This window comes from Streptomyces sp. NPDC003697, from assembly GCF_053587115.1.
This window is the reverse complement of sequence record NZ_JBSFNN010000017.1, coordinates 44,231-66,408: the sequence shown is the minus strand read 5'-3', so window position 1 is coordinate 66,408 and position 22,178 is coordinate 44,231. Positions and strand designations below refer to the sequence as shown.

Sequence of the window (22,178 nt, the reverse complement as noted above, 5' to 3'; positions counted from 1 at the left end):
ACGGAGGTGGGTGCGTGACCGCCGGCCCCGCCCCGCGGTGGTCCCGGCCCGCTTCCGGGCGGGAGCCCGCCGCGGCCGCCCTGCTCTCCTGGCTCGGTGACCCCCGCGCCCCCGGCCTCGCCGTGGTCACCGGCTCCGCGGGCAGCGGCAAGTCGCGGCTCCTCGCCTGGTTGATCGGCCACGGCACCCGGCCCGGCACCGTCGGGGAACGGCGCATCCACGGTTTCGTGCCGCTGCCCGGCCAGACCGCGACCACGGCCGCCTGGATGCTCGGCGAGCAGTTGTCGATCGCCGCCCGCTCCCCGGGCGACCTGCTGGCCGCGCTCGCCGCCGACCGGCGCCGCACCGTCGTCGCGCTGCCCGAACTGCACTCCGCCGAGCAGCCCGGCCCCCTCGTCGACCTGGTCCTGGACCTCGCCTCGCTGGAGCACGTCCGAATTCTGGTCGAGGTCCGCTCCGGTACCGAATGGGCGCAGGCGCTCACCGCCGCACCGTGCGCGCGCATGGACCTGGACGAGCCCCGGTGGACCGACGAGGCCCGCCGTGAGGCCTGGGACGCGGCCCACCCCGGCGGCCCGGCCGGACCCGTGGGGCAGGAGCCGGAGCCGGAGCAACCGTTCGACCTGGACGATCCCGCCTCGGTGTGCGCCGGCGACCCCTGGAGCGTGACCACGGCGTACGAACGCTCCGAGGAGAGCCACGGCGGACTGCGCGCCGCCTGGCTGCGGGCCGGCGCCTCCCTGACCCGCGAGCAGCCGGCCGCCGAGCGCGCCCTGGTCCTCCTCGCCGCCCTCGGTGACGCCGCTGACCCGCGACTGCCCGCCGTCCTCGACTCCGTCGCCCGGGACGCCTCCTGGAGCGTCGTCTGGCACCGGGTGCGTGGCGACGTCACCCCGCCGTGGCCCGGCCCGGTGCGCTCCCTGGTCACCGGTACCGGTCCCCTGGCCGGGCAGCTCGTCGTCGCCGACCACCAGGGCACCGTGCGCGTCCTCGACGCGGAGAGTGCCCGCTCCACCGGACGCCTCCCGCACTCCGTGCCGGGCGTCCGCGCCGTGACCGAGCACGGCGACGGCACCGTCGGCGTCCTCGACGAGCACGGCCTCCTGCACTCCCAGCGCGCCGCCGAGTCCGCCCAGCGCAAGGGGCTCGCCGCCCTCCTCGACGACGGCCCCTCCGCTCGGGAGCAACTCCTCGACGCGGTACGGGAGTACACCCGGCGCCGGCTGGAGACGGTCACCACGCTGACCGGCGCCGGGGACCGTGTCGTCCTCGGCGACGCCGCCGGAACGGTGCACGTGGTGGCCGTCGGCGCCGAGCCGCGCACCGCCACGCTGCACCGGGGGCGCGTCACCGCGGTCGCCGGGACCGCCCTGCCCGTCTCCGCGGAGGGCGACACCGTCACCCTGCTGTACACGGGCGGCGCCGACGGGACCGTACGCGCATGGGCCCCCCACACCGACCCCATGCCCGAGCCGGTGGCCGCCCGCGACTGCGCCGTCGACGCGGTGGCGGTGGCGGCGGCCGACGCCGGGCTCGTCCTCGCGATCGCCTGGGCCGACGGCCTCGTCGAGCACCGGGCCCTGGACGACGACCGGCTGCGCACCTTCCACCCCGGCAGCCGGGCCCACGCCCTCGCCTTCACGGCAGAAGGGGACCTGGTGGTGGGGACGGACGAGGCACTGGTGCGGCTCCGGGCGCGGTGACGGCCGCCACGCGGTGACCCGGCGGACGCCCCCGTGGCTGTCCGGCCACGGTGCGGGCGCCGGCGGCGGCCCGGAGGACCGGGCCTGGGACTCGGGGTACGTGCCGGACAGCCACCGGCGCGTCCGGCCGTCGCATTTCATGGCAGTCCGCGTCCGGGCACCGGCCTATCAACTCGGTTGCCATTACTGTCAGATGGGACTCTTGTCACAGAACCGCGACGCGTCCGGGTTTCTGCTTGTGCACCTGACAAGCTGCCCCGTTAGCTGGGAGCAGGAGACGCAGCAGGTTGACGGGGGACGGAGCACGCGACCATGGGTCTGGTACTGCCGAGCATCATCGACGAGGCACTCGACCTCATCGGAGTCAGCTGGCCCAACGTCGACGAGGACGACTACTTCGAGATGGCGACGTCCATGCGGGACTTCGCCGAGCAGTTCGAGGGTCACGGTGGCGACGCGGACAAGGCCGTGACGCGCATCCTCGACTCCTCCGAGGGCTGGGCCGTGGAGTCCATGCAGAAGCACTGGTCGCACGTGAAGACAGGGCACCTGGAGAAGATCCCCTCGGTGGCACGGCTGTTCGCGGACGCCTGCGACGTCGTCGGCCAGATCATCCGCGGCATGAAGGTCAAGGCCGGCGTCGAACTCGCCGTACTCGCCGGCACCATCGTCGCCGAACTCGCCGCGGCACCCGTGACTCTGGGCATCTCCGCCGCGGCCGCCGCCGGTGAGATCGCGCTGATGCGCACCATCGTGAAGCGGCTCATCGACGAGGCGGTCGACCAGATCGTCGACGCACTCGTCGCGAAGGTCACCGAGCCCGTCACCGGCAAACTCCAGGAACTCGTCTCGGACATGGTCCTCGACCTCGCCGAGGGAGCCTTCAACCCCGGTAAGAAGCCGGGCGGCATGCAACTGGCCACCGCGGGCGACAGCGGCGCCTCCGGCAGCGGGGGCGGCAGGACGGTCATCGACCACGTCGAGTTCGAGGACGGCGCCGGCAAGGTCTCCCGCCACGGCAGCGACATGGGCAGCCAGTCCGGCATCCACCTCGGCAAGTCGAAGCACGCCTTCCACAGGACCAAGGGCAGGGACGCCTTCACCCAGCCCATCGACAGCATCCTCGAGGGCGCCATCGACGGCATGGAGAAGGCCGTCAAGAAGGTGAGCGACCACGTCACCGACACCATCCCGGACCGGGTGAAGGCCGCCTCCCGGCACCAGAAGCGCAAGGACCACGACGTCGGCGACGAGGCCGACAAGGTCGACGTCAAGAAGGTGAAGCGGGACGGCGACACGCCCATGTACCTGCTCAGTGACGACGGTTCGATACGCCAGTTGCACCACGACGGGACCACCAGCCCCGTCCATCACAACGACTCCTCCGGGGTGAAGGACGTCCTCGGCGACCAGGCCTGGTACCCGTGGAACAACAAGGGGGAGAAGCAGCGCAAGAACAAGCCCAGCAAGGGCGATACGGTCAACTCCACGAAGGTCGCGCCCGGTTCCACCGATCTGGCTCGCGCCGCCCAGCTCGGCCGCTACGCCAACCGCACCGAACGCCCCGATTCCTACGTCCCCGGCGGCAACTACGCCTCGGCGCTGCACGACGACGGCAAGGGCAACCGGTTCATCCTGGTCGGCGCCAGCGGTGAGGCGCACTCCGAACGCTCCATCGGGCACCCGCTGATCAAGAACGGACACGAGGGCAACGTCAGCGAGCTCTACACGGAACGCGAGCCCTGCCAGAAGAATCCCAAGTGCGACAAGTATCTGGCCCGGGAATTCCCCGACCATCTCGACGTCACCCACAGCGCGAAATACGACCAGTCCGAAAAGGGGCCGGACGGCGAAGAGCTCAGCAAGTACAAGAAGGACCGGGAGCACCGCGCCTACGTCAAGTGGTTGCACGACCAGTGGGACCAGCACGGTGTCGCCGGCGGACGCACTGCTACAGTGATGGACCTCTCTCCCTTGGAGAACAAGTTCGTTCCGTAGTGGGACGGGCGTGCGGGCTGGGCGAATTCGGATTCGGATTCGGATTCGCCGGAAACGCCTCGATCCACAACGCCGTTGTCGTGACCGCTTTCGTCCACTGAGAATCCCACGGCATCCGTGCCGCCGTTGAATTCGGAGTTCCGGCAGTGCTTTTCGACATCACCCGCAGCGAACTCGTCGACATCTTCGGCGAGGATCGGCTCGCGACCATCCCCGCCACCGCCTTCCCGCCCGCCGCGGCGGACACCGAGGGCGCCCGCCTCCTGCAGAGCGTCGGCGTCCCCACCGGGACGCTGAGTCTGCGCGAGCCCGACGGGGACTCCGGTCGGCTGCCGCTCGTGCGGGACGTCGTCGACGCCGAGGACTTCGAGGACGCCCCGGAAGACGCGGGCGAATGGCCCGTCATCGGCTGGCTGCTCAACGCACACCTCGCCCTCGACCCCGGTTCCGGCAGGGTGCACGCCTTCGACGCCGACGAGGAGACCGTGCAGGAACTCCACACCGACGTCTCCTCCCTCGTCCAGGTCACCCTCCGGTTCCAGCGCCTGCTCGAGGAGTTCACCTTCAGCGGCGATGACGAGGAAGCCGAGTTCGAGCGCCTGGACGGCGAGGTCGACCGCATCCGCGAGGAGACGAGCAGCGTCGACCCGCTCCCCTTCCAGGACGACGAGACCGTCTGGTCGGTGGTGGGCGACGAGATCGCAGCCGGCCAGCGCTTCAAGGGCGACAGCCCGGGGGCCCGCTCGCTCTACGGGTGATGTGGTCGCCGGCGGCGTGTTCCCAGGAACCGACATTCGCGGGTCCACAGCCGTCCGAGCACTCCGCGAGGAGCGGCCTGACACCGAACGCCCCCCGGCTCGTGGACGATCGTGGACGAGCCGGGGGGCGTTGGGGTTGGTGGGGGGCGGGGTCAAGTGAGCGTCCACTTCTGGGTGGCGGCGCCGGTGCATGTCCGGATCTGGAGGCGGGTGCCGTCGGCGGCGGAGTTGCCCTGGGTGTCCAGGCACTTGTCCGCGCCGATGTTGGTCAGGTCGTGGGCGGAGGTGTAGGTCCACTGCTGGGCCTTGGTGCCGTTGCAGGTGTAGAGCTGCACCGGCGCCCCGTCCGCGGTGGAGGCGCCGCGTACGTCGAGGCACTTGCCGAGGGCGCGTACGGTGCCGTCGCCGCCCAGGGTCCACTTCTGCGCGTCGGCGCCGGTGCAGTCGTGGAGCTGGACCGGGGTCTCGTCCGCGGCCGAGGCGCCGGCGACGTCCACGCACATGCCGCCGACGCCCTTGACGGCGCCGGTCCGGGTGGTGCCGCCGTTCCCGGAGGGGCTGCCTGAGGCGGAGACGCGTACGTAGTCGATGGTCATCGTCTGCGGGAACGCGGTGCCCGCGTTGGGGCCGCCGGGCCAGTCGCCGCCGACGGCGAGGTTGAGGATGAGGAAGAACGGGTGGTCGTAGACCCACTTGTTGCCGTGGACGTCGGCCGGGGTGCGGGTCTGGTACGCGGTGCCGTCGACGGACCAGGTGATCGACTGGGGGCTCCAGTCGACCGCGAAGACGTGGAAGGCGTCGGCGAAGGAGGCGCCGCCCGGCAGCGAGTACGGGGCGCCGATGCCGCTGCTGCCGGAGTAGCCGGGGCCGTGGATGGTGCCGTGGACGGTGCCGGGTTCGTTACCGACGTTCTCCATGACGTCGATCTCGCCGCTGTTGGGCCACTGCGCCGTGCCCAGGTCGTTGCCGAGCATCCAGAACGCGGGCCACATGCCCTGGCCGCGGGGCACCTTGATCCGTGCCTCGAAGTGGCCGTAGGCCTGGGTGAAGGTGCGGGCGGTGTTGAGGCGGGCGGAGGTGTACTGGCAGGTGCCGTACCAGCACTGGAGCCCGGTGTCGGTGTTCTTGCGCGCGGTGATGACGAGGTTGCCGTTGCCGTCGAGGGCGGCGTTGTCCCTGCTGTCGCGGTAGTACTGCAGTTCGTGGTTGCCGTTGCCGGAGCCGCCGGTCTCCAGCGTCCACCGGCCTGCGTCCGGGGCGCTGCCGGCCGCGCCGTCGAACTCGTCGGACCAGGTCAGCGCGGTGGTGGCGGCGTCGGCCCGGTGGGCGGACGGTCCCGTCGTGATGAGGGCGAAGGCGGCGGCGACCGCGGCGGAGACCAGCAGGACGAGCCCGCCGAGCGACCACCGGCGTGCGCGGTGAGCGGCCATGACTGAACACACCTTGTCTGTGGGGAAGTTCCGTGGGGGGTGAAGTGGGGGGTGGGCTGTGGGGAAGCCCCGATGCTACGGACCGTTGACAGTTCGACCAATTGCCCGGTTCGCGTTGCAACTGCCCCTGAACTGCGGTTACTTGATGCCATAAGAGTCTGGTCCGGTCGCTTAATGAGCGGTTAAGGCCGGCTTAAGCAACTTCCCGACCGGTGGAGCAGGCGTCAGCGGGTGGAGCCGCAGCCGGGCCGGGGTCGGGGCGGTGCAACCGGCGGGGCCGCCGGAGAGTCCTACCCGGCGTGATCAACACGCGCGCACGGCGCACGCTCGGCGCCTCCACGCTCGTCGTCGTCCTGGCGGCCCTGGTGCTTTCCTGCTCCGGCGGCTCGGGGAGTTCCGGCACGACGGCGGGCGGCCGGGAGTCACCCGCCCGCGAAGTTCCGGCCGCCTCGGCCCCCGCGACCGAGGAGCCGCCGGCTCCGGGCACGGTGCCTCCGGTGCCCTCGGTGCCGGCGACCGAGAAGGTCCGCGATGCGTTCGCCCGGCTCCAGGCCACCTACAACGACGGGTGCACGACTCCGGGGAACTGCGAGTACTTCCTGGGACGGGTGCTCGATGAACTCGGCAGCCTCGACAAGGCCATGAAAGCCGACCCCCAGGGCCCCGCACACTTCGAGCAGCCCCTCGCCTGGATCGCCGAGCTGCGGGCCGAACTCGGTGGCGACCGCTCCTTCGAGAACCTGAAGAAGCACCGGAAGCTGCTCACCGGGACGCGCGACAGGATCAACACATGGATGCAGGGGCATCCGGAGGACTACCGCTGAGAGCGCGCTCCCGGACAGGAGGGCCGCGCGCGTTCGGGCCCCCGCATCACACGGTCCTTCCCACGTCGGCGGGCGCGCCGGCCGGGGACGGGAGCAGGGCCTGGACGCGGTCCCGCAGGACGTCGCGGAGGTCGTCCATTCCCTGGCCCGTGCGGGCGGAGACGGCGACCGCGTCCGGGTGCAGGCGTCGCAGCATCGCCAGGTGCGCGGGTTCGGCGAGGTCCGCCTTGTTCAGCACCAGCAGTTCGGGCACGTCGTGCGCGCCGATGTCCCGCAGGACCCCGCGGACGGTGGCGATGTGCTCCGTCGCCTCCGGCGAGGAGGCGTCGACGACGTGCAGGGCCAGGTCCGCCTGCGTGACCTCCTCCAGCGTCGAGCGGAAGGCGTCGACGAGCTGGTGCGGAAGGCGGCGGACAAAACCGACGGTGTCGGTGAGGGTGTACGTCAGCCCGTCAGGGGTGCGGACCTGGCGGACGAGGGGATCGAGGGTGGCGAACAGGACGTCGGCGACCTCGGCGTGCGCGCCCGCGAGCCGGTTCAGCAGAGCCGATTTCCCCGCGTTGGTGTACCCGGTGATCGCCACGGACGGGACACGGTCCCGGGTCCGGCGCCGCCGCGTCACCTCCCGCCGGCGGGCGGTGCGCCGCACCTGCTCGCGCAGGGTCCGCATGCGCCGGCGCAGATGACGGCGCTGGATCTCCAGCCGCATCTCACCGCGGCCGCGTACGCCCGCCCCCGCGCCGCCGGCCGTCCGGCCGCCGCCGATGCGCGACATCTCGCGGCCGTGGCCGCGCAGCCGCGGCAGTTCGTACGCGAGCTGGGCCAGCTCCACCTGCACCTTGCCCTCGGAGCTGCGGGCGTGCTCACCGAAGATGTCCAGGATCAGCCCGGTGCGGTCCACCACGCGCACCCCGGTGCGGTCCTCCAGGCCGCGCACCTGCGCCGCGGTGAGCTCCCCGTCGGCGATCACGACGTCCGCGTCCCGGGTCTCGACCAGCTCGGCGAGCTCCTGCGCCTTGCCCGAGCCGAGATAGGTCGCCGGGTCCGGCCGATCGCGCACCTGCACGATCCGGTCCGCCACGTCGATCCCGTCGGTCGCGGCCAGGCGCTCCAGCTCGTCCAGTGCCCCCTCCCCCGCGGAGCCGGGGCCGTCACGCTCGGCGAGTGCGAGCAGGACCGCCCGCCACTGCCGCGCTCCCGCGTCCTGCGCGTGGGCCGTCGCTCCGGGATGCGCACCTGTCAGCCATGTGCTCGGCATGATCCTCTCCGCCCTGCCTGAGGTCGTGGACTCCGGGCCGGCGTTCGGCGTCTCGACGAGGGGCGGCCCCTGTGCTCCCGCAGGGTGAGCGCGCAGCCAGGAGGACGGCACCCGGGTACCCGTCGCCGGCGCCGCGTACCTCGGTGCGGCGGTGGCCCCGACCGGGGTCCTGCTTCACCACGCCCCACGCCTCGGCCGGGTGCGCCCTCCTCGTCGGCGAGGTCGGCGCCACCACCCGTTGCACGCTCACGGCGGACGACGGCAGCACCTTGGGCGTCTCGGTCACGGTTTTCTCTGTCCACGGAGACCGGATCGACTTCGACATCGAGGCCGACGACGAGGCTTCTCCTGCTGCCGGCTGACAGCGACCTCTCCGGGCTTCTCTCCGACAAGTGGGGATCGCCCGTGCCCGGTCGTCGGCAGAGCGAGGAGCATGAGGCGGTGCGGCCGCCGAGGGCGAGGTTCGCGCGGGTCGGCGACCGCGTTGATCACAGCCGGTCGCCGTCCGGTGCCGTCCGGGGCAGGGCTTAGTGTGGGTCGTGGAGGAAGCGGCCCGGTGCGGGCTCTCGCCGGGTCCGGTGCCGCCTGCCGGAGGTGCTCGTCTCGAGCTGGAGGTTGCGCAACTTGTACGGCGAGGCGGTATGAGTGGTGAGCCCTTGCGCCGCTTGGCCACCGCGGTGACGGAGCAGTCCGCGGTGGCGCAGGCCCGTGCGCGCTGGGAGGCCCGGCGCAGGGACCTGCGGGTGCTGGCGGTCGTCGCCGTGGGCGGCGCCCTCGGGGCCTGCGCCCGCTACGCGGCGGCGCTGCTCTGGCCGACGGGCGACGCCGGGTTCCCCTGGACGACGCTGGGCGTCAACGCGGTCGGGTGCCTCGCCATCGGGGTGTTCCTGTCGGCGATCACCGAACACCTCACCGTGCACCCGTTGCTCCGCCCGTTCTTCGGGACCGGAGTCCTGGGCGGCTTCACGACCTTCTCCACGTACTGCGTCGACATCGAACGTCTGGTGCGAGCGGACAGAGCCGGCATCGCCCTGGCTTATATGGCGGCGACCGTGGTGGTGGCCCTGCCGGCGGCGAGGATCGGCATGGGCGCCACCCGGCGCGTCCTGGTGAAGAGAGGACCGTGACCATGGAGCATCAGGGGCGCGCGCTGCGTCTGACCGTCATCGTCGACGACACGGACACCTGGCACCACAAGCCCTTGTTCACGGAGATCGTGCACCGCGCCCACGCCTTCGGCCTGGCCGGGGCGACGGTCCTGCGCGGCGTGGAGGGCTTCGGCGCGACGTCGGTCGTGCACACCACGCGGTTCCTGTCCATGGCCGACAACCTGCCGGTGATGATCATCATCGTCGACGAGGAGGACCTCATCCGGGCGTTCCTGTCCCAGCTCGAGGAACTGCCCATCGGCGGCCTCGTGACCCTGCAGGAGGTCGAGGTGGTGCGTCACCAGGGCCGGGAGGCCGGGACCGGATGAGGTTTCTGCTCGTCGCCCTCGGCGGAGCCGTCGGCGCCCCCTTGCGCTATCTGATCGACCGGACCGTGCAGGCACGCCACGACACCACGTTCCCCTGGGGGACGTTCGCCGCCAACGTGACCGGATCGCTGATCCTGGGGGCGCTGACCGGGGCGGTGCTCGCCGGGGCCGCCCCGCAGAACGTCCAGCTCCTCCTCGGCACCGGCCTGTGCGGGGCGCTGACCACGTACTCGACGTTCTCCTACGAGACGCTCAGGCTGGCCGAGTCCGGAGCGCGCTTCCTCGCCGCGGCCAACGTGGTGGCCTCGATCGTCGCCGGGCTGGGCGCGGTGTTCGTCGGGCTGGCCTTCGCCCGGGCGGCCTTCGGCTAGGGCCTGTCCGACGATTCGCGTCGTCGCCCCCAGGGCGGCCGCGCGGCGTCAGGTGGGCCGGCCCCGACCGCCCGGGGGGATCCGCCGACCCGCGCTGCCGGGACGGGGGTGTCGGCGGGTGTCTCAGTCGGGCGGGCAGCCGAACCAGTTCACGCTGTCCTCGCCGAGGGTGTAACCCAGGCACCTGATGACTCTGTTGTGCAGGGTCTCGGTCCGGTCGACCCCGCCGTCGGCGTACTCCGTCCTGTAGTGGGTCAGTACCAGGTCGTCGATCCTGACGGTGTGCCAGCGGCGCTTGTCGGACGGCAGGCTGCAACGGTGGCCGGTCAGGTTGCGGCTGGGCCCTCCGCTCCCCCACACGCCCCGCTCGGCGCGGTCGCAGTGTGCGCCGGCGGCGACGCCGGTGGTGCCGACGGCCTCGGCCGTGCCGACGGAGCCGGTGGCCTCGGCGGTGCCGACGGAGCCGGAGCCTTTCGCGGTGGCCGTGCCGACGGCGCCGGTCCTGCCGGCCTCGGCCGTGCTGACGGTGCCGATGCCGAGCAGGGCCGTCGCGCCCGTGACCGCCGCCGCGGTGGCGCCGAGAAGACGTTTCAGAGTGAGGTTCATCGATCGGTCCTCCTGCCGGCCGCGGTGACGGCCGGGAGTCGCCATGTCACCTTAGAGTGATGATCACACTTACCTGGGGTACCTCGCCCGGCAGCCGGCGCGCAGTCACCCGACCCGGTGACGTCGGTGACGCCAATGCAGCAGGCCGCGGCAGGGCCCAGCCCGTCCCCTGAGCGAGCCGGAGGTTCCTCGCGCCGCGCACAGCGGCCGCGGGAGTCCGCTCGTCGTCCCAGGTCGAAGGCGCGGCCCGGGAGGCATACTGGGACAACCGGAGGGTGTCCAGAGCTGTCCAGAGCAGAGGAGCCCGATGTGACCGGTGGTCACGAAGGACTGGTCGGGGCGCTCGCGGCCGCGGAAGCGGCGTCGCCGGTGGAGTCGGTGGACGTGGTCGCCGACGATCTCCGCAAGCGCCTGCGCGCCGCCGTGGTCTCCTTCCTGATCACCGACTTCTCCGGCAACGCCGTGGTGCGCCTGGGCACCTCCGAGGGCGGGGAGGGCTGTGCGGGGAGCTGTCCGGACGGGGAGCGCTTCGAACTCGCCGGCAGCGTGTTCGAGGAGGTGATCCGGACCCAGCGACTGTTCCTGGAACGCGGCGGGCAGGGGACGACGCGGGTCGTCGCGCCGGTGACCAACCGGGGAGACTCGATCGGGCTCCTGGACGTCGTGGTGTCCGGCTACCCGAGTTCCGCCGCGTTGCGGGAGATCGGGGAGGCCGCCCACGCACTCGCCTACATCATCATCGCCAACCGGCGTTTCACCGACCTGTACCAGTGGGGCCAGCGCAGCACGCCCCTGAGCCTGGCCGCGGAGATCCAGCATCAGCTGCTCCCCGCGGCCCTGGCCTGCGAGGCGGGGCAGTTCGCGGTGGCCGGAGCGCTGGAGCCGTCCGACAACGTCGGCGGCGACACCTTCGACTACACCCTGGACCGCGACACGCTCCATCTGTCGCTCACCGACGCGATGGGGCACGACGTGGCCTCCGCACTGCTCGCCACCCTGCTGGTGGGCGCGCTGCGCGGCGCGCGGCGGGGCGGCGCCGCCCTGGCGGAGCAGGCACGGCTGGCCGACGAGGCCGTCACGGAGCACAGCACGCATGCCCTGGCCACCGGGCAGTTGCTGCGCATCGACCTGCACGGCGACCGGGCCCGCATCGTCAACGCCGGCCACCCCCTGCCCCTGCGACTGCGCGACGGCCGCTGCCGGGAGGTCTCCCTCAGCGCGGACCTGCCCTTCGGTGCCCCCTTCCCCCACACCTACAAGGAGCAGACGCTGGACCTGCGGCCGGGCGACCGCCTGATCATGTTCACGGACGGCATGCTCGAGCAATGCGTGGAGGACGTCGATCTGTCCGCCGCGGTCGAGCGCACCCCGGACCTGCATCCGCGCGAGGTGGCCCGCACGCTGACGGCGGAGGTCCATCGCGCTCACGGAGGGCATATGCGGGACGACGCGACCGTCCTGTGCCTGGACTGGTACGGCGGCGATCACCCGCTGCGCGACGCGGCCAGGGGCGCCGACCTCGCCCTCGCGTCCCCACCGCTGTCCGCGGGGTGATCCGGGCCTTCGGAGACCGGCATGGTCGAGCAGCCGCGGCCGGCCGCCGCGCAGTCAGCGGCGGCCGACCGGGGCGTGACGGCCGACCGCGCCGCAGCCGGCAGCCGGTACCAGACCCTGGTAGCCGTGGCGTGCCGGGGCGGCGCGGCCGAGGCGCGCCAGGAGCCGGCCCCCGGTCATCGCTGCCGGCGACCCGTGTCAGGGAACAGCCGGTGCGGCGGGCGGACCCGCCGCGCCGGCGACCTCCATGAGGATCTGTTCCGCGCCGGCCGCGTTCCCGGCGCTGACCGCCCGGTCCATCGCGGCCCGGGCCGCCTCGGGGCTCGCCGACGGCGGCACCACCAGCAGGGAGAAGTAGTCCCGGGCGCCTCGCGTGACGAGGATCGTGCCGTCACCGACCGCGAAGGCGTCGATGTGCACGGTCCGGCCGTCGACCACCAGGCGTGTGGGCACTGCCCCCCAGGCTTCGGCGTCGACACCCACACGGGTGACCGGGCCCAGATGCTCGGTCAACGCGCAGATCAGCGCGGGCAGTTCGACCGTGATGTCGCGGGACCGGGGCCACCAGGCTCCGTCCAGGACCCCCTCGCGGACGTGTGTCGTCGCCAGCCTCACCAGGGCCGTACCCGATTCGGCGCAACGGTGGACCTCGTCCGGCAGCAGCCCATGGACGCCGGGAACGCCGGGAGTGCGGGGATCCGGCATGCTGTGCCCGCCCCTCTGCGGAGTGCGGGCTCCGCGGTCCGAAGTGCCCTCCTGCTCTCACCGTACTCCGCACGCACCGGACCCGCGCCCGCGCCGTCACAGCCGCCGCGCCCGGCCGTCACAGCCCCCGGGCCGGCGCGCCCCGGCGCCGTCACGACGCCCCGCCCGTGCCCGGGAACCACCCGCGCCGGAACACTCCGGCCGCCGAGGGACCGCCGCGCCGCGGGGTCTCGGACGGCGTCACCCGTCACCTGACCGGCGACCGCCCCGGCGCGACGCGCGGCACCCCCGACGGACCGGGTCTCCTGCGGCCGCGTCTGTGACGTGCGCCTCTCGCGGGTGCCCCGTCCTCGCGCCGGCGCCAGGACGGGGCCGGCCCGGCGGGCCGCGGATTCCTCCCGGCGCGAACGGGGGGAATCTGCGGCCGCCGGAGCACCTTTGCGCGTGCCGGGGCGTTAGGGTTGTTCGACCGGGGACGCCGGACGGGTGGAGTGGGCCCGGACCGCCGAGCCGCCGTCGCGACGGCGGGAACCCGTACGGCCGACCGCCGGCAGGCGGACGGTGCCCGACCGTGCGACGGCGGAGGCCGGGCGCACCCGGGTCCCTCGCCGTGCCCCCCCGAAACGAAGGTGCTATGCCCGCTGAGAGTTCCCCCGCCGTCGGCAACCTGGACGACGACGACTACCCCGCCTACACCATGGGGCGGGCCGCCGACATCCTCGGCACCACCCCGGCGTTCCTGCGGGCCCTGGGTGAGGCGAAGCTGATCGCCCCGCTGCGTTCGGAGGGCGGCCACCGGCGCTACTCCCGCTACCAGCTGCGGATCGCCGCGCGCGCCCGCGAGCTGGTCGACCAGGGCACCCCCATAGAGGCCGCGTGCCGCATCATCATCCTCGAGGACCAGCTCGAGGAGGCCCTCCGCCTGAACGAGTCGATGCGCCGACAGATCGACGACGACGACGGCGGCGACGACGGCACGGACGACGACTCCTGAGGCGGAACGGCGGGCCGGATATCTCTCGCGGCCGCTGCAGAAATTCCTGCAGGACGCCCCGAGATTGTCGCTGCCCGAAGGAATAAGCCTCCCGGGTCGCATGCACCGTCCGGCCGGCCTGTGTTACCGTGATAACAGTTGCAGTTTTGGTTACCAGAGACATCCAGAGACTTTGAGTGCTCTTCCCGAATTCATCGACGGGCACTCTTTTTCTTTGCACAGCTTTCTTTCCGGGTCTTCCGGACGGGTGATCATCGCGGCGACTCGGGATCGGCACAGTGCGGGTCCCGCGCACTGCCCCAAGGGAGATTCAATATGGCATCTGGCACCGTGAAGTGGTTCAACGCGGAAAAGGGCTTCGGCTTCATCGAGCAGGACGGTGGCGGCGCTGACGTGTTCGCCCACTACTCGAACATCGCCACCTCCGGCTTCCGCGAGCTTCAGGAGGGCCAGAAGGTGACCTTCGACGTCACGCAGGGCCAGAAGGGCCCGCAGGCCGAGAACATCGTTCCCGCCTGACGCTGACGCGTACTACGAGGTCGGGGCCCGCACTCTTGGGGTGCGGGCCCCGGCCCGTTTCTTTCTTCCCCGGCCTGCGCCGCTCGTGCCGCGCAGACAGCCGCGTCCCGCGTGACGCGTGCCCGGCGCGCCGACCCGCCGCCGGATTCCCGGGATTCCCGTATTTTCTTCGGCTCATTCTTGTGAATTCGCCCGCGGCTCCGCGCCGCCGGCCGGAATTCCTCGATACGTGCCGCATCGAGGAAGGTTCACCATGAGCCGCATCCGTCGCACCGGCGACGCCCCGTCCCGCTCCCGCGCGGACAAGACCCCCGACAGGACCTCCGCGGGCTCCGCCCGGGGCGGCCGGTCCCGCGCGCAGCAGCAGGGGACGAGCCGCCGGGGTGCCCGTCCCTACGGCCCCGCCAAGGGCGGCCAAGGGCCCCGGCGCACCGCGCAGGGCGGGGAGTTCGCCCTGCCCGTCACCCTCACCGAGGCGCTGCCGCCGGTCGAGGCGTTCGCCGATCTCGATCTGCCCGAGCGGCTGCTGGCCGCGCTGGGCGCGGAAGGTGTGACCGCTCCCTTCCCCATCCAGGCGGCGACGCTGCCGAACGCCCTGGCCGGCCGGGACGTCCTGGGCCGCGGGCGCACCGGCTCGGGCAAGACGCTCGCCTTCGGCCTGCCCCTGCTGGCCCGCCTCGACGGGCAGCGTGCCGAATCCCGGCAGCCGCTCGCCCTCGTCCTCGTCCCGACCAGGGAGCTGGCGCAGCAGGTCACGGACGCGCTCACCCCCTACGCCCGCGCGCTGCGGCTGCGGCTCGCCACGGTGGTCGGCGGTATGTCCATCGGCCGCCAGGCCGGTGCCCTGCGGGACGGCGCCGAGGTCGTCGTCGCGACGCCCGGCCGCCTGAAGGACCTGATCGACCGGGGCGACTGCCGTCTGGACCAGGTCGGCGTGACCGTCCTGGACGAGGCCGACCAGATGACCGACATGGGCTTCATGCCGCAGGTCACCGCCCTGCTCGACCAGGTACGTCAGGGCGGTCAGCGGCTGCTGTTCTCGGCCACGCTGGACCGCAACGTCGACCTGCTGGTGCGGCGTTACCTGCACGACCCGGTGGTGCACTCGGTCGACCCGTCCGCGGGTGCCGTCACCACCATGGAGCACCATCTGCTGCACGTGCACGACGCCGACAAGCACGCCACCGCCACCGAGATCGCCGCCCGCGACGGGCGCGTGATCATGTTCCTGGACACCAAGCACGCCGCGGACCGGCTGGCCAAGCACCTGCTGTCCGTCGGCGTCCGCGCCTCGGCCCTGCACGGCGGCAAGTCCCAGCCGCAGCGCACGCGCACCCTCGCCCAGTTCAAGGACGGCCACGTCACGGTCCTGGTGGCCACCAACGTCGCCGCCCGGGGCATCCACGTCGACAACCTCGACCTCGTCGTCAACGTCGACCCGCCCGCCGACCACAAGGACTACCTGCACCGCGGCGGCCGCACCGCCCGCGCCGGCGAGTCCGGCACCGTCGTCACCCTGGTCCTGCCGCATCAGCGGCGCGCGGTGGACCGTCTCATGTCCGACGCCGGCATCAGCCCGCGGACGGCCCGCGTCCGTCCGGGCGAGGCCGAGCTGATCCGCATCACCGGCGCCCAGGCGCCCTCGGGGGTGCCCGTCACCGTCACCGTCCCGGTCGCCGAACGTCCCCAGCGCGCCGGATCCTCCCGGCGCGGACGGGGCGGGCGGAACAGGCAGGGCGGAGGAGGCGCGGGGGCCGCCCGCGCCCGCCGCTCGTCCCCGAAGACGAGCAGCAGGACGACCGGCTAGAGCTGTGGCCGGGAACCGTTCACCGGCCCGGAGAGAGGACCGCGCCCCGGGCGTGCCCGCTCTCATCCTCTGACCGCTCCGGCGGGGCCGCTCCCCGCCGGAGTTCCCCTACAACCCTGACGAGGCATTCATGCGCTGTGTCATCGCCCGGTTCCCCTTCGACCTGACCAAGAGCGAGGTGGAACAGTCGATGGAGGGTGTCAAGCCCGAACCCGTCACCGGGGTGTCGGTGACCATCGGCCGCCGCACCTACCCCGTCAAGCAGGTCGGGGAAGTGATCACCAGGCAGGACCGCCGCGACTTCACCGCGGCCGAGGTCCGCCGGGCGCTGACCCGGCTCGGCTTCACCTGCCACGAGGCCCCCACCGTCCCGCCGGCGGGGACCGCCGGCCCTCTGGGCTGACGCCCCGGCCGTCCCGGTGTGGCGGCCACCACAGGGGCCGGGGGCCGTTGAGCCCTCGTCAGGTCCCTGCGGTGCCGCCCGCTGGACTAGGCTCCACAGGCATGTCGCACCCTGATGATGTGCTCGTCGGCATCGCCGCGATGGTGGAGGCGGAGCAAAGCAGTCGGATGTCCCTGACCGTGGTGGTTCCCGGAGCGGTCATCACGGGCCGGCTGGCGCCCGAGGCCATGTGGAAGCAGCGCGTGGCCGAGGTCCTGCGGGACTCCGCGGACCTGGGGCTCTTCGCCACCGCGTTCACCTCCCGGGACGGCACCGCCACCCCACCCCGGGCCGACGCCCGGCCCACGCACCTGCACTTCCACGTCGCCCGGATCCTCCAGGGCAGCTTCGGCATCCCGGACACCGGCGGCATGTACCGCGTCGCGCTGGAGGACGTCAGCGCCTGGACCATCGGGGACATCGGCTACTCGGACCAGTGAGCCACGGCGGGCCGCCCGTCCCCCCGGACCGGGCGCGCCCCGGCGGCGGGTGCGGAACCGTACGGCGGACCGGCCCCTCCGGAACGGCGGCGGCCGGCGGAGATCGTCCGGGGCGTTGACGCGCCGAGCCGGCTCGGGGACGCTCACCTCGGCGTGACCGTCCGGTCGCCCACCGGGGCGCCGACGGCTCGCGCCGCAGCCGCACCGCACGCTCACGATCTCCGCTGACGATCTCAGGACCACGCATGGGCATGTACCAGTCCCCGCAGCAGCCCTACGGTTACGGGCCGCCGGCCTACCGTCCGCCTGCCCCACCCGCGGTGACGGGGCCGCCCCCCGAGGCCCTCGGCAACCAGGGCGCGCGGCTCACCGCCCGTTTCCTGGACGCCGTCTTCATGCTGCTGGCCTACGCGCTGGTGGCCGGTGCGGTCGTCCTCGTCCAGAACCTCACGGCGGACGACGAGATGATCGGCCTGGTCGCCGGACTCGTCGGCTACCCCGCGATCGGCCTGGTGCTCATCTGCTACGAACCCGTCATGCACGCCAGGTCCGGTGCCACCTACGGCAAGCAGATCTGCGGGCTGCGCGTGGCCGGACTCGACGACGGGGGGAACCTCTCCCTCGGACGCGCCTGGTGGCGCTGGCTGAACAGCTTCCTGATGCAGCTGGTGCCGTTGCTCGGCCTGGTCGACGCGCTGTGGTGCACGTGGGACACGCCCTACCGGCAGTGCCTGCACGACAAGGCGGCCCGCAGCGTCGTCCTGCGGACCAGGGCCTGAGAGCGACCTGGCCGGCCCCCGGAAAGCGGCGTCCGGGGCACCCGGGACCGGCGCATCCGCTCGGCCCGGTGCACCCGCTGGGGCATGCACACCCCGCGCGCCCGGCGCGGCAGGCGCCGCCAGCGGCGCGCCCGGCCGCCTCGCCCCCGACCCCACCCCGCGCGGCGGCTGCCGCGGGAGTGCGCCGAGCGGCGCGGGTCCCGGCGGCCCGGCCCCGGCGCCACCGCTCCGGTGGGCCGGCGGACGCGGGCGCATGATCAGCTGACAGGTTCTTCAAAGGTTCTTCATCACCTCCGGCCTACGGTCGGCCTGCCCGCCGCGTCCGCGCCGGGCCGGACGCGAGGAGCGGGAGAACCGATGAGGACGAACCGGGTACTGCTGGCCGCTGCGGCTTCGGTCATGGCGTTCGCGCTGACCGGCTGCGGCGGCGACGACGGCGGCTCGAAGGTCCCGACGGCCGGCGGTGGCGGCTCGTCCGCGTCGGCCGGGAGGAAGGGCGGCGGCGGGGACGACGTGGCCGCCTACGTCGACAGCCAGCGCAAGTGGGTCGCCTGCATGCGGGAGAACGGGATGGACCTCCCCGACCCGGACTCCGAAGGCCAGGTCGACCTGTCCGGCCAGGGCCTGGCCATGAAGAAGGACCCGAAGTTCATCAAGGCGACCCAGAAGTGCGCCAAGCTCAAGGGCACGGTGCCGCAGGGCCTGGAGGAGGCCAACGAGCCCAAGCTCACTCCCGCGCAGATCAAGGTCAAGCGCGACTACGCCGCCTGCATGCAGAAGAACGGCGCCCCGGACTTCCCGGACCCCGGCCCCGACGGGTACGGCGGAAACGACAACTCGGGCCGACCCGAGTGGAACCAGAGCTCGGCGGGCGCCCAGCGGGCCGCGCGCCTGTGCGCACCGATCATCGGCGCGCCGACCAATCCGCCGGCCGGCAAGGGCTGACCGTGACCGAGACCGTGACGCACCTCGACGACGCGCCGGAGACGGTCCCCGCGCCGCCGCCGCGGGGCCGGCGCGGCCGGCGGACGGCGCTGGTCGCCTCGGCCGTGGTCCTCGTGACGGCCGTCGCCGTGATCGGCGCCCTCGGGCTCGGCGGTGGCGGGGAGGAGGGACCGAGCGCACCGCCCCGCTCCGGATCCGTCGTCGCGGTGAAGCGGGGCACTCTGGCCGAACGCACCGCGGTGGACGGCCAGTTGGGCTACGGCACGGAGATCCCGCTGCCGGTCAAGGCGACGGGCACCGTGACCTGGCTGCCAGAGCAGGGCGCGACGGTCGGGCGCGGCGGCACGCTGCTGCGCGTCGACGACCGGCCCGTCGTGCTGCTGTACGGGACGCTGCCGATGTACCGGGACATCGGCCTGACGCCCCCGGCGCCGGACCAGGACGCGGCCGGCGAGCGGCAAGGGCAGGGCCGGAAGGGGCAGAAGGACGGGGGCGGTTCGGCCGCGGACGCCGCCGCGTCGCCGGCACCGGGGGGCGCCGGGTCCGCGGAGGGGACCGGTACCGGGTCCGGCGCCGGCGCGACGGCTCGGGCGCCGCGTGAGCTCACCGGCATGGACGTCATGCAGTTCGAGACCAACCTGGCGGCCCTGGGCTACACCGGCTTCACCGTGGACGAACGGTTCACCGCCGCCACCGCCCGGGCGGTCATGCGTTGGCAGAAGGCGCTGGGGCTGCCCCGGACCGGGACCGTCGGCGTGGGAGACGTCATCTACTCCTCCGGCAGGGTCCGCATCGGTCACGCGGGGGTGCGCCCGGGCGCGGAGGCCGGCGAGAACGCCCTGACCTACACCGGCACGTCGCGCAAGGTGGTCGTCGACGCGTCCGCCGCGGACGCCGCCTGGGCGGTGCGCGGCACGGACGTGCGGGTCAAGCTGCCCGACGGCCGGACGGCGCGGGGCAGGGTGGCGTCGGTGGGCAGGCAGGCGGCCGCGGCCGAGGGAGGCGGCGAGGAGGGTGGCTCCCGCGCGGCCGACGCCACGGTCCCGGTCACCGTGACCGTCGCGGACCAGGCGTCCCTGGGCCGGCTGGAGAACGGCCCGGTGACCGTCGAGTACGTGGGGCGGCAGGTCAAGGACGTGCTGACCGTCCCGGTCTCCGCGCTGGTGGCCCTGGCCGAGGGCGGGTACGGCCTGGAGACCGAGGACGGCCGGTTCGTCGCCGTGCGGACGGGGCTGTTCGCGGACGGCGACGTGGAAGTGAGCGGCAGCGCGGTCCGCGAGGGCATGAAGGTGAGGATCCCCGAGTGAACGGCGCGTCCCCGGCGGTCGTGGAGTTCGACGCGGTCTGCAAGACGTACCCGGGCGGTGTGGCCGCGGTCCGGGACGTGAGCCTGCGCATCGGGCGCGGTGAACTCGTCGCGGTCGTCGGCCCGTCGGGCTCCGGGAAGTCCAGCATGCTGAACCTGATGGGCAGTCTCGACCGCCCCACCTCCGGTCGGGTGCTGGTAGACGGCCACGACGTGGCGAAGCTGTCCGACCGGGAGGTGTCCGCGCTGCGGGCCACCCGGATCGGCTTCGTCTTCCAGCAGTTCCACCTGGCGGTGGGCGTGCCCGTGCTGGACGCGGTGGCGGACGGCCTGCTCTACGCGGGTGTCCCGCTGCGTGCCCGCCGCGCCAGGGCGGCCGCCGCGCTGGCCCGGGTCGGACTCAGTCACCGGGTCCACCACCTGCCGCAGCAGTTGTCCGGCGGCGAGCGGCAGCGGGTCGCGGTCGCCCGCGCGGTGGTCGGCGAACCGTCCGTCCTGCTGGCGGACGAGCCGACCGGCAACCTCGACTCCGCGTCGGGGGCCGCCGTGCTGACCCTGCTGCGCGAGCTGAACGCGGCGGGCACCACGGTCGTGGTGATCACGCACGACCGCGAGATCGCGGCCGAGCTGCCCCGCCGCATCGAGATGCGCGACGGCCGCCTGGTCGCCGACACGATCCGGAGCACGACGATCGGAGCGCCCCGGTGACGGACCGTACGACGAACCCGCCCGGGCCGGACCCGGACCCGCGCCGCCCGGAGGGCCGCCTCGCGGGCGAGGGCGGCCCGGACGCGGAGACGCCGCGCTTGGGGACCATGGGCCCCGAGTCCCCGGACACCGCACCCGCGCACACCGCACCGCCGGACACCGCACCCGCGCACACCGCACTCACCGACACCGCACCCCCGGACGCCGGCTCCGCCCACCCCGAGTTCCGGGACCCGGCGCCCTCGGGCCCCGGTTCCGGGCCCGCCGTGCCCGGACGGTCGCGGTCGCGGCTGCGCGCCGCCCGCCTCGGGCCCGCCGACGTCGTACGCCTCGGCGGCACCGGCCTGCGGACGCGGCCCCTGCGGGTCTTCCTCTCCGCCCTCGGCATCGCCATCGGCGTCGCCGCCATGATCGCGGTGGTCGGCATCTCCGGCTCCGGGCAGGCCGAGGTGGACCGCCGCCTCGACGCGCTCGGCACCAACCTCCTGCGGGTCGCGCCCGGCCAGGGCCTGAGCGGCGAGAAGGTCCAGCTCCCCGACGAGGCCGTGCCGATGGTGCGCAGGATCCCGCCCGTGCGGCAGGTCGCCGCCACCGGCGCGACGGGCGCCCGGATCTACCGCAACGAGCACATCGCCATCGGCCGCACCGGCTCCCTCGACGTCCTCGCGGCCGACCACGATCTGCTGCCGGCCGTCGGCGGCCGGATCCGCAGGGGCCGCTGGCTGGACGCGGCGACGGAGAGGTACCCGGCCGTCGTCCTCGGCGCCACGGCAGCCCAGCGGCTCGACGTGTACACACCCGGGACGCGTCTCTGGATCGGCGGCCGCTGGTTCGCGCTGACCGGCGTCCTCGACCCGGTACCGCTCGCGCCGGAGCTCGACAGCGCCGCGCTGGTCGGCCGGCCGGCGGCCCGGACCTACCTCCGCTTCGACGGCCACCCCTCGATGGTCTACGTCCGCGCCGAGGACAGCGAGGTCGCGGCGGTCCGGGCGGTCCTGCCGGCCACGGCGAACCCCGAGAAGCCGAGCGAGGTGCGGGTCTCCCGGCCCTCCGACGCGCTCGCGGCCCGGGAGGCCACCGAGTCGGCCCTCACCGGGCTGCTGCTGGGCCTGGGCGGCGTCTCGCTGCTGGTCGGCGGCGTCGGGGTGGGCAACACGATGGTGATCTCGGTGCTGGAGCGGCGCCCGGAGATCGGACTGCGCCGGGCCCTCGGGGCCACCCGGGGCCAGATCCGCACGCAGTTCGTCACGGAGTCACTGCTGCTGTCCCTCATCGGCGGACTCGGCGGCAGCCTCATCGGCACGCTGATCACGGCCGGTTACGCCGTCGGCCGCGGCTGGCCGACCGTGGTCCCGCCCTGGGCGAGCGCGGCCGGCATCGGCTCCACCCTGCTCATCGGCATGGTCGCCGGCCTCTACCCGGCGGTGCGGGCGAGCAGGCTGTCACCGACGGAGGCGCTGTCCGGCACCTGAACCGCGGCGGACGGGAGCGTGCCGGACCGCCGCGCACGGCGGGCACTTGCGGAGGACCGACCGCGACGCGACGGTACCGGCG

Annotated in this window: 22 protein-coding genes and 1 pseudogene; 19 read left to right on the top strand and 4 right to left on the bottom strand. The window is 73.4% G+C overall.

Annotated elements, in window-relative coordinates:
• The first annotated feature begins 14 nt into the window (after positions 1-14).
• The 3 genes from ACWDNY_RS09960 (at position 15) to ACWDNY_RS09950 (ending at position 4,459) form a co-directional block, all read left to right on the top strand.
• A complete protein-coding gene (locus ACWDNY_RS09960; protein ID WP_451645233.1) occupies positions 15-1,703 on the top strand; it encodes a hypothetical protein in 1,689 nt (562 codons plus the stop codon).
• Between the two features lie 312 nt (positions 1,704-2,015).
• Entirely contained in the window at positions 2,016-3,701 is a 1,686-nt protein-coding gene (locus ACWDNY_RS09955) for a WXG100-like domain-containing protein (RefSeq protein ID WP_451645232.1), read from the top strand.
• Positions 3,702-3,847: 146 nt separating this feature from the next.
• Complete coding sequence (locus ACWDNY_RS09950) at positions 3,848-4,459, top strand: SUKH-4 family immunity protein (RefSeq protein WP_451645231.1); 612 nt, start codon at positions 3,848-3,850, stop codon at positions 4,457-4,459.
• A gap of 152 nt (positions 4,460-4,611) precedes the next feature.
• Here ACWDNY_RS09950 and ACWDNY_RS09945 read toward each other — a convergent pair whose 3' ends face one another.
• The gene (locus ACWDNY_RS09945; RefSeq protein ID WP_451645230.1) at positions 4,612-5,889 is read right to left on the bottom strand and encodes a family 16 glycosylhydrolase; all 1,278 of its coding nucleotides are present in this window, start codon (positions 5,887-5,889) and stop codon (positions 4,612-4,614) included.
• A gap of 299 nt (positions 5,890-6,188) precedes the next feature.
• Between ACWDNY_RS09945 and ACWDNY_RS09940 the strand changes: the two genes are divergently transcribed.
• Positions 6,189-6,713, top strand: coding sequence for a hypothetical protein (locus ACWDNY_RS09940; protein ID WP_451645229.1), 525 nt, complete (start codon positions 6,189-6,191; stop codon positions 6,711-6,713).
• Between the two features lie 46 nt (positions 6,714-6,759).
• On the opposite strand, the gene hflX is transcribed toward ACWDNY_RS09940, so the two are convergent.
• The gene (gene hflX / locus ACWDNY_RS09935) at positions 6,760-7,971 is read right to left on the bottom strand and encodes a GTPase HflX (protein ID WP_451645228.1); all 1,212 of its coding nucleotides are present in this window, start codon (positions 7,969-7,971) and stop codon (positions 6,760-6,762) included.
• Positions 7,972-8,180: 209 nt separating this feature from the next.
• Here hflX and ACWDNY_RS09930 point away from each other — a divergent pair.
• The 4 genes and pseudogenes from ACWDNY_RS09930 to crcB (ACWDNY_RS09915) form a co-directional block, all read left to right on the top strand.
• Positions 8,181-8,333 (top strand): annotated as a pseudogene (locus ACWDNY_RS09930) (DUF4333 domain-containing protein); the annotation flags it as partial.
• Between the two features lie 279 nt (positions 8,334-8,612).
• Positions 8,613-9,098 (top strand): fluoride efflux transporter CrcB, encoded by a 486-nt coding sequence (gene crcB / locus ACWDNY_RS09925; RefSeq protein WP_451645227.1) that lies wholly within the window; start codon positions 8,613-8,615, stop codon positions 9,096-9,098.
• Between the two features lie 2 nt (positions 9,099-9,100).
• The gene (locus tag ACWDNY_RS09920) at positions 9,101-9,448 is read left to right on the top strand and encodes a DUF190 domain-containing protein (protein WP_451645268.1); all 348 of its coding nucleotides are present in this window, start codon (positions 9,101-9,103) and stop codon (positions 9,446-9,448) included.
• On the top strand, positions 9,445-9,819 hold the full coding sequence (gene crcB / locus ACWDNY_RS09915; protein WP_451645226.1) for a fluoride efflux transporter CrcB: 375 nt from the start codon (positions 9,445-9,447) through the stop codon (positions 9,817-9,819). The genes ACWDNY_RS09920 and crcB (ACWDNY_RS09915) overlap by 4 nt, the downstream gene beginning before the upstream one ends.
• Positions 9,820-9,942: 123 nt before the next feature.
• On the opposite strand, the gene ACWDNY_RS09910 is transcribed toward crcB (ACWDNY_RS09915), so the two are convergent.
• Positions 9,943-10,425: a hypothetical protein gene (locus ACWDNY_RS09910; RefSeq protein WP_451645225.1), complete on the bottom strand. Its 483-nt coding sequence runs from the start codon at positions 10,423-10,425 to the stop codon at positions 9,943-9,945.
• A 309-nt stretch (positions 10,426-10,734) separates the two neighbouring features.
• Here ACWDNY_RS09910 and ACWDNY_RS09905 point away from each other — a divergent pair, with 309 nt between their 5' ends.
• Positions 10,735-11,979 carry a PP2C family protein-serine/threonine phosphatase gene (locus ACWDNY_RS09905; RefSeq protein WP_451645224.1) on the top strand — a complete coding sequence of 415 codons (1,245 nt, stop codon included), beginning with the start codon at positions 10,735-10,737 and terminating at the stop codon, positions 11,977-11,979.
• A 198-nt stretch (positions 11,980-12,177) separates the two neighbouring features.
• Here ACWDNY_RS09905 and ACWDNY_RS09900 read toward each other — a convergent pair whose 3' ends face one another.
• Positions 12,178-12,684, bottom strand: a complete 507-nt coding sequence (locus ACWDNY_RS09900) for a DUF5994 family protein (RefSeq protein ID WP_451645223.1) — start codon at positions 12,682-12,684, stop codon at positions 12,178-12,180.
• 634 nt (positions 12,685-13,318) lie between these two features.
• Between ACWDNY_RS09900 and ACWDNY_RS09895 the strand changes: the two genes are divergently transcribed.
• The 10 genes from ACWDNY_RS09895 to ACWDNY_RS09850 all read left to right on the top strand — a co-directional run bounded on the left by ACWDNY_RS09895 (position 13,319) and on the right by ACWDNY_RS09850 (position 22,096).
• Entirely contained in the window at positions 13,319-13,678 is a 360-nt protein-coding gene (locus ACWDNY_RS09895) for a helix-turn-helix domain-containing protein (RefSeq protein ID WP_451645222.1), read from the top strand.
• A gap of 315 nt (positions 13,679-13,993) precedes the next feature.
• Positions 13,994-14,197, top strand: a complete 204-nt coding sequence (locus ACWDNY_RS09890; protein ID WP_007383480.1) for a cold-shock protein — start codon at positions 13,994-13,996, stop codon at positions 14,195-14,197.
• A gap of 253 nt (positions 14,198-14,450) precedes the next feature.
• Positions 14,451-16,004, top strand: coding sequence for a DEAD/DEAH box helicase (locus ACWDNY_RS09885; RefSeq protein WP_451645221.1), 1,554 nt, complete (start codon positions 14,451-14,453; stop codon positions 16,002-16,004).
• 130 nt (positions 16,005-16,134) lie between these two features.
• Positions 16,135-16,407 (top strand): SCO5918 family protein, encoded by a 273-nt coding sequence (locus ACWDNY_RS09880; RefSeq protein ID WP_451645220.1) that lies wholly within the window; start codon positions 16,135-16,137, stop codon positions 16,405-16,407.
• Between the two features lie 101 nt (positions 16,408-16,508).
• On the top strand, positions 16,509-16,886 hold the full coding sequence (locus ACWDNY_RS09875; protein WP_451645219.1) for a hypothetical protein: 378 nt from the start codon (positions 16,509-16,511) through the stop codon (positions 16,884-16,886).
• A gap of 245 nt (positions 16,887-17,131) precedes the next feature.
• Positions 17,132-17,665, top strand: coding sequence for an RDD family protein (locus tag ACWDNY_RS09870; RefSeq protein WP_451645218.1), 534 nt, complete (start codon positions 17,132-17,134; stop codon positions 17,663-17,665).
• A 357-nt stretch (positions 17,666-18,022) separates the two neighbouring features.
• Entirely contained in the window at positions 18,023-18,610 is a 588-nt protein-coding gene (locus ACWDNY_RS09865; protein ID WP_451645217.1) for a hypothetical protein, read from the top strand.
• Positions 18,611-18,612: 2 nt separating this feature from the next.
• Positions 18,613-19,917 carry a peptidoglycan-binding protein gene (locus ACWDNY_RS09860; protein WP_451645216.1) on the top strand — a complete coding sequence of 435 codons (1,305 nt, stop codon included), beginning with the start codon at positions 18,613-18,615 and terminating at the stop codon, positions 19,915-19,917.
• Positions 19,914-20,624 (top strand): ABC transporter ATP-binding protein, encoded by a 711-nt coding sequence (locus tag ACWDNY_RS09855; RefSeq protein WP_451645215.1) that lies wholly within the window; start codon positions 19,914-19,916, stop codon positions 20,622-20,624. Before ACWDNY_RS09860 ends, ACWDNY_RS09855 begins: the two co-directional genes overlap by 4 nt.
• Positions 20,621-22,096 (top strand): ABC transporter permease, encoded by a 1,476-nt coding sequence (locus tag ACWDNY_RS09850; protein ID WP_451645214.1) that lies wholly within the window; start codon positions 20,621-20,623, stop codon positions 22,094-22,096. The genes ACWDNY_RS09855 and ACWDNY_RS09850 overlap by 4 nt, the downstream gene beginning before the upstream one ends.
• Positions 22,097-22,178 lie beyond the last annotated feature (82 nt).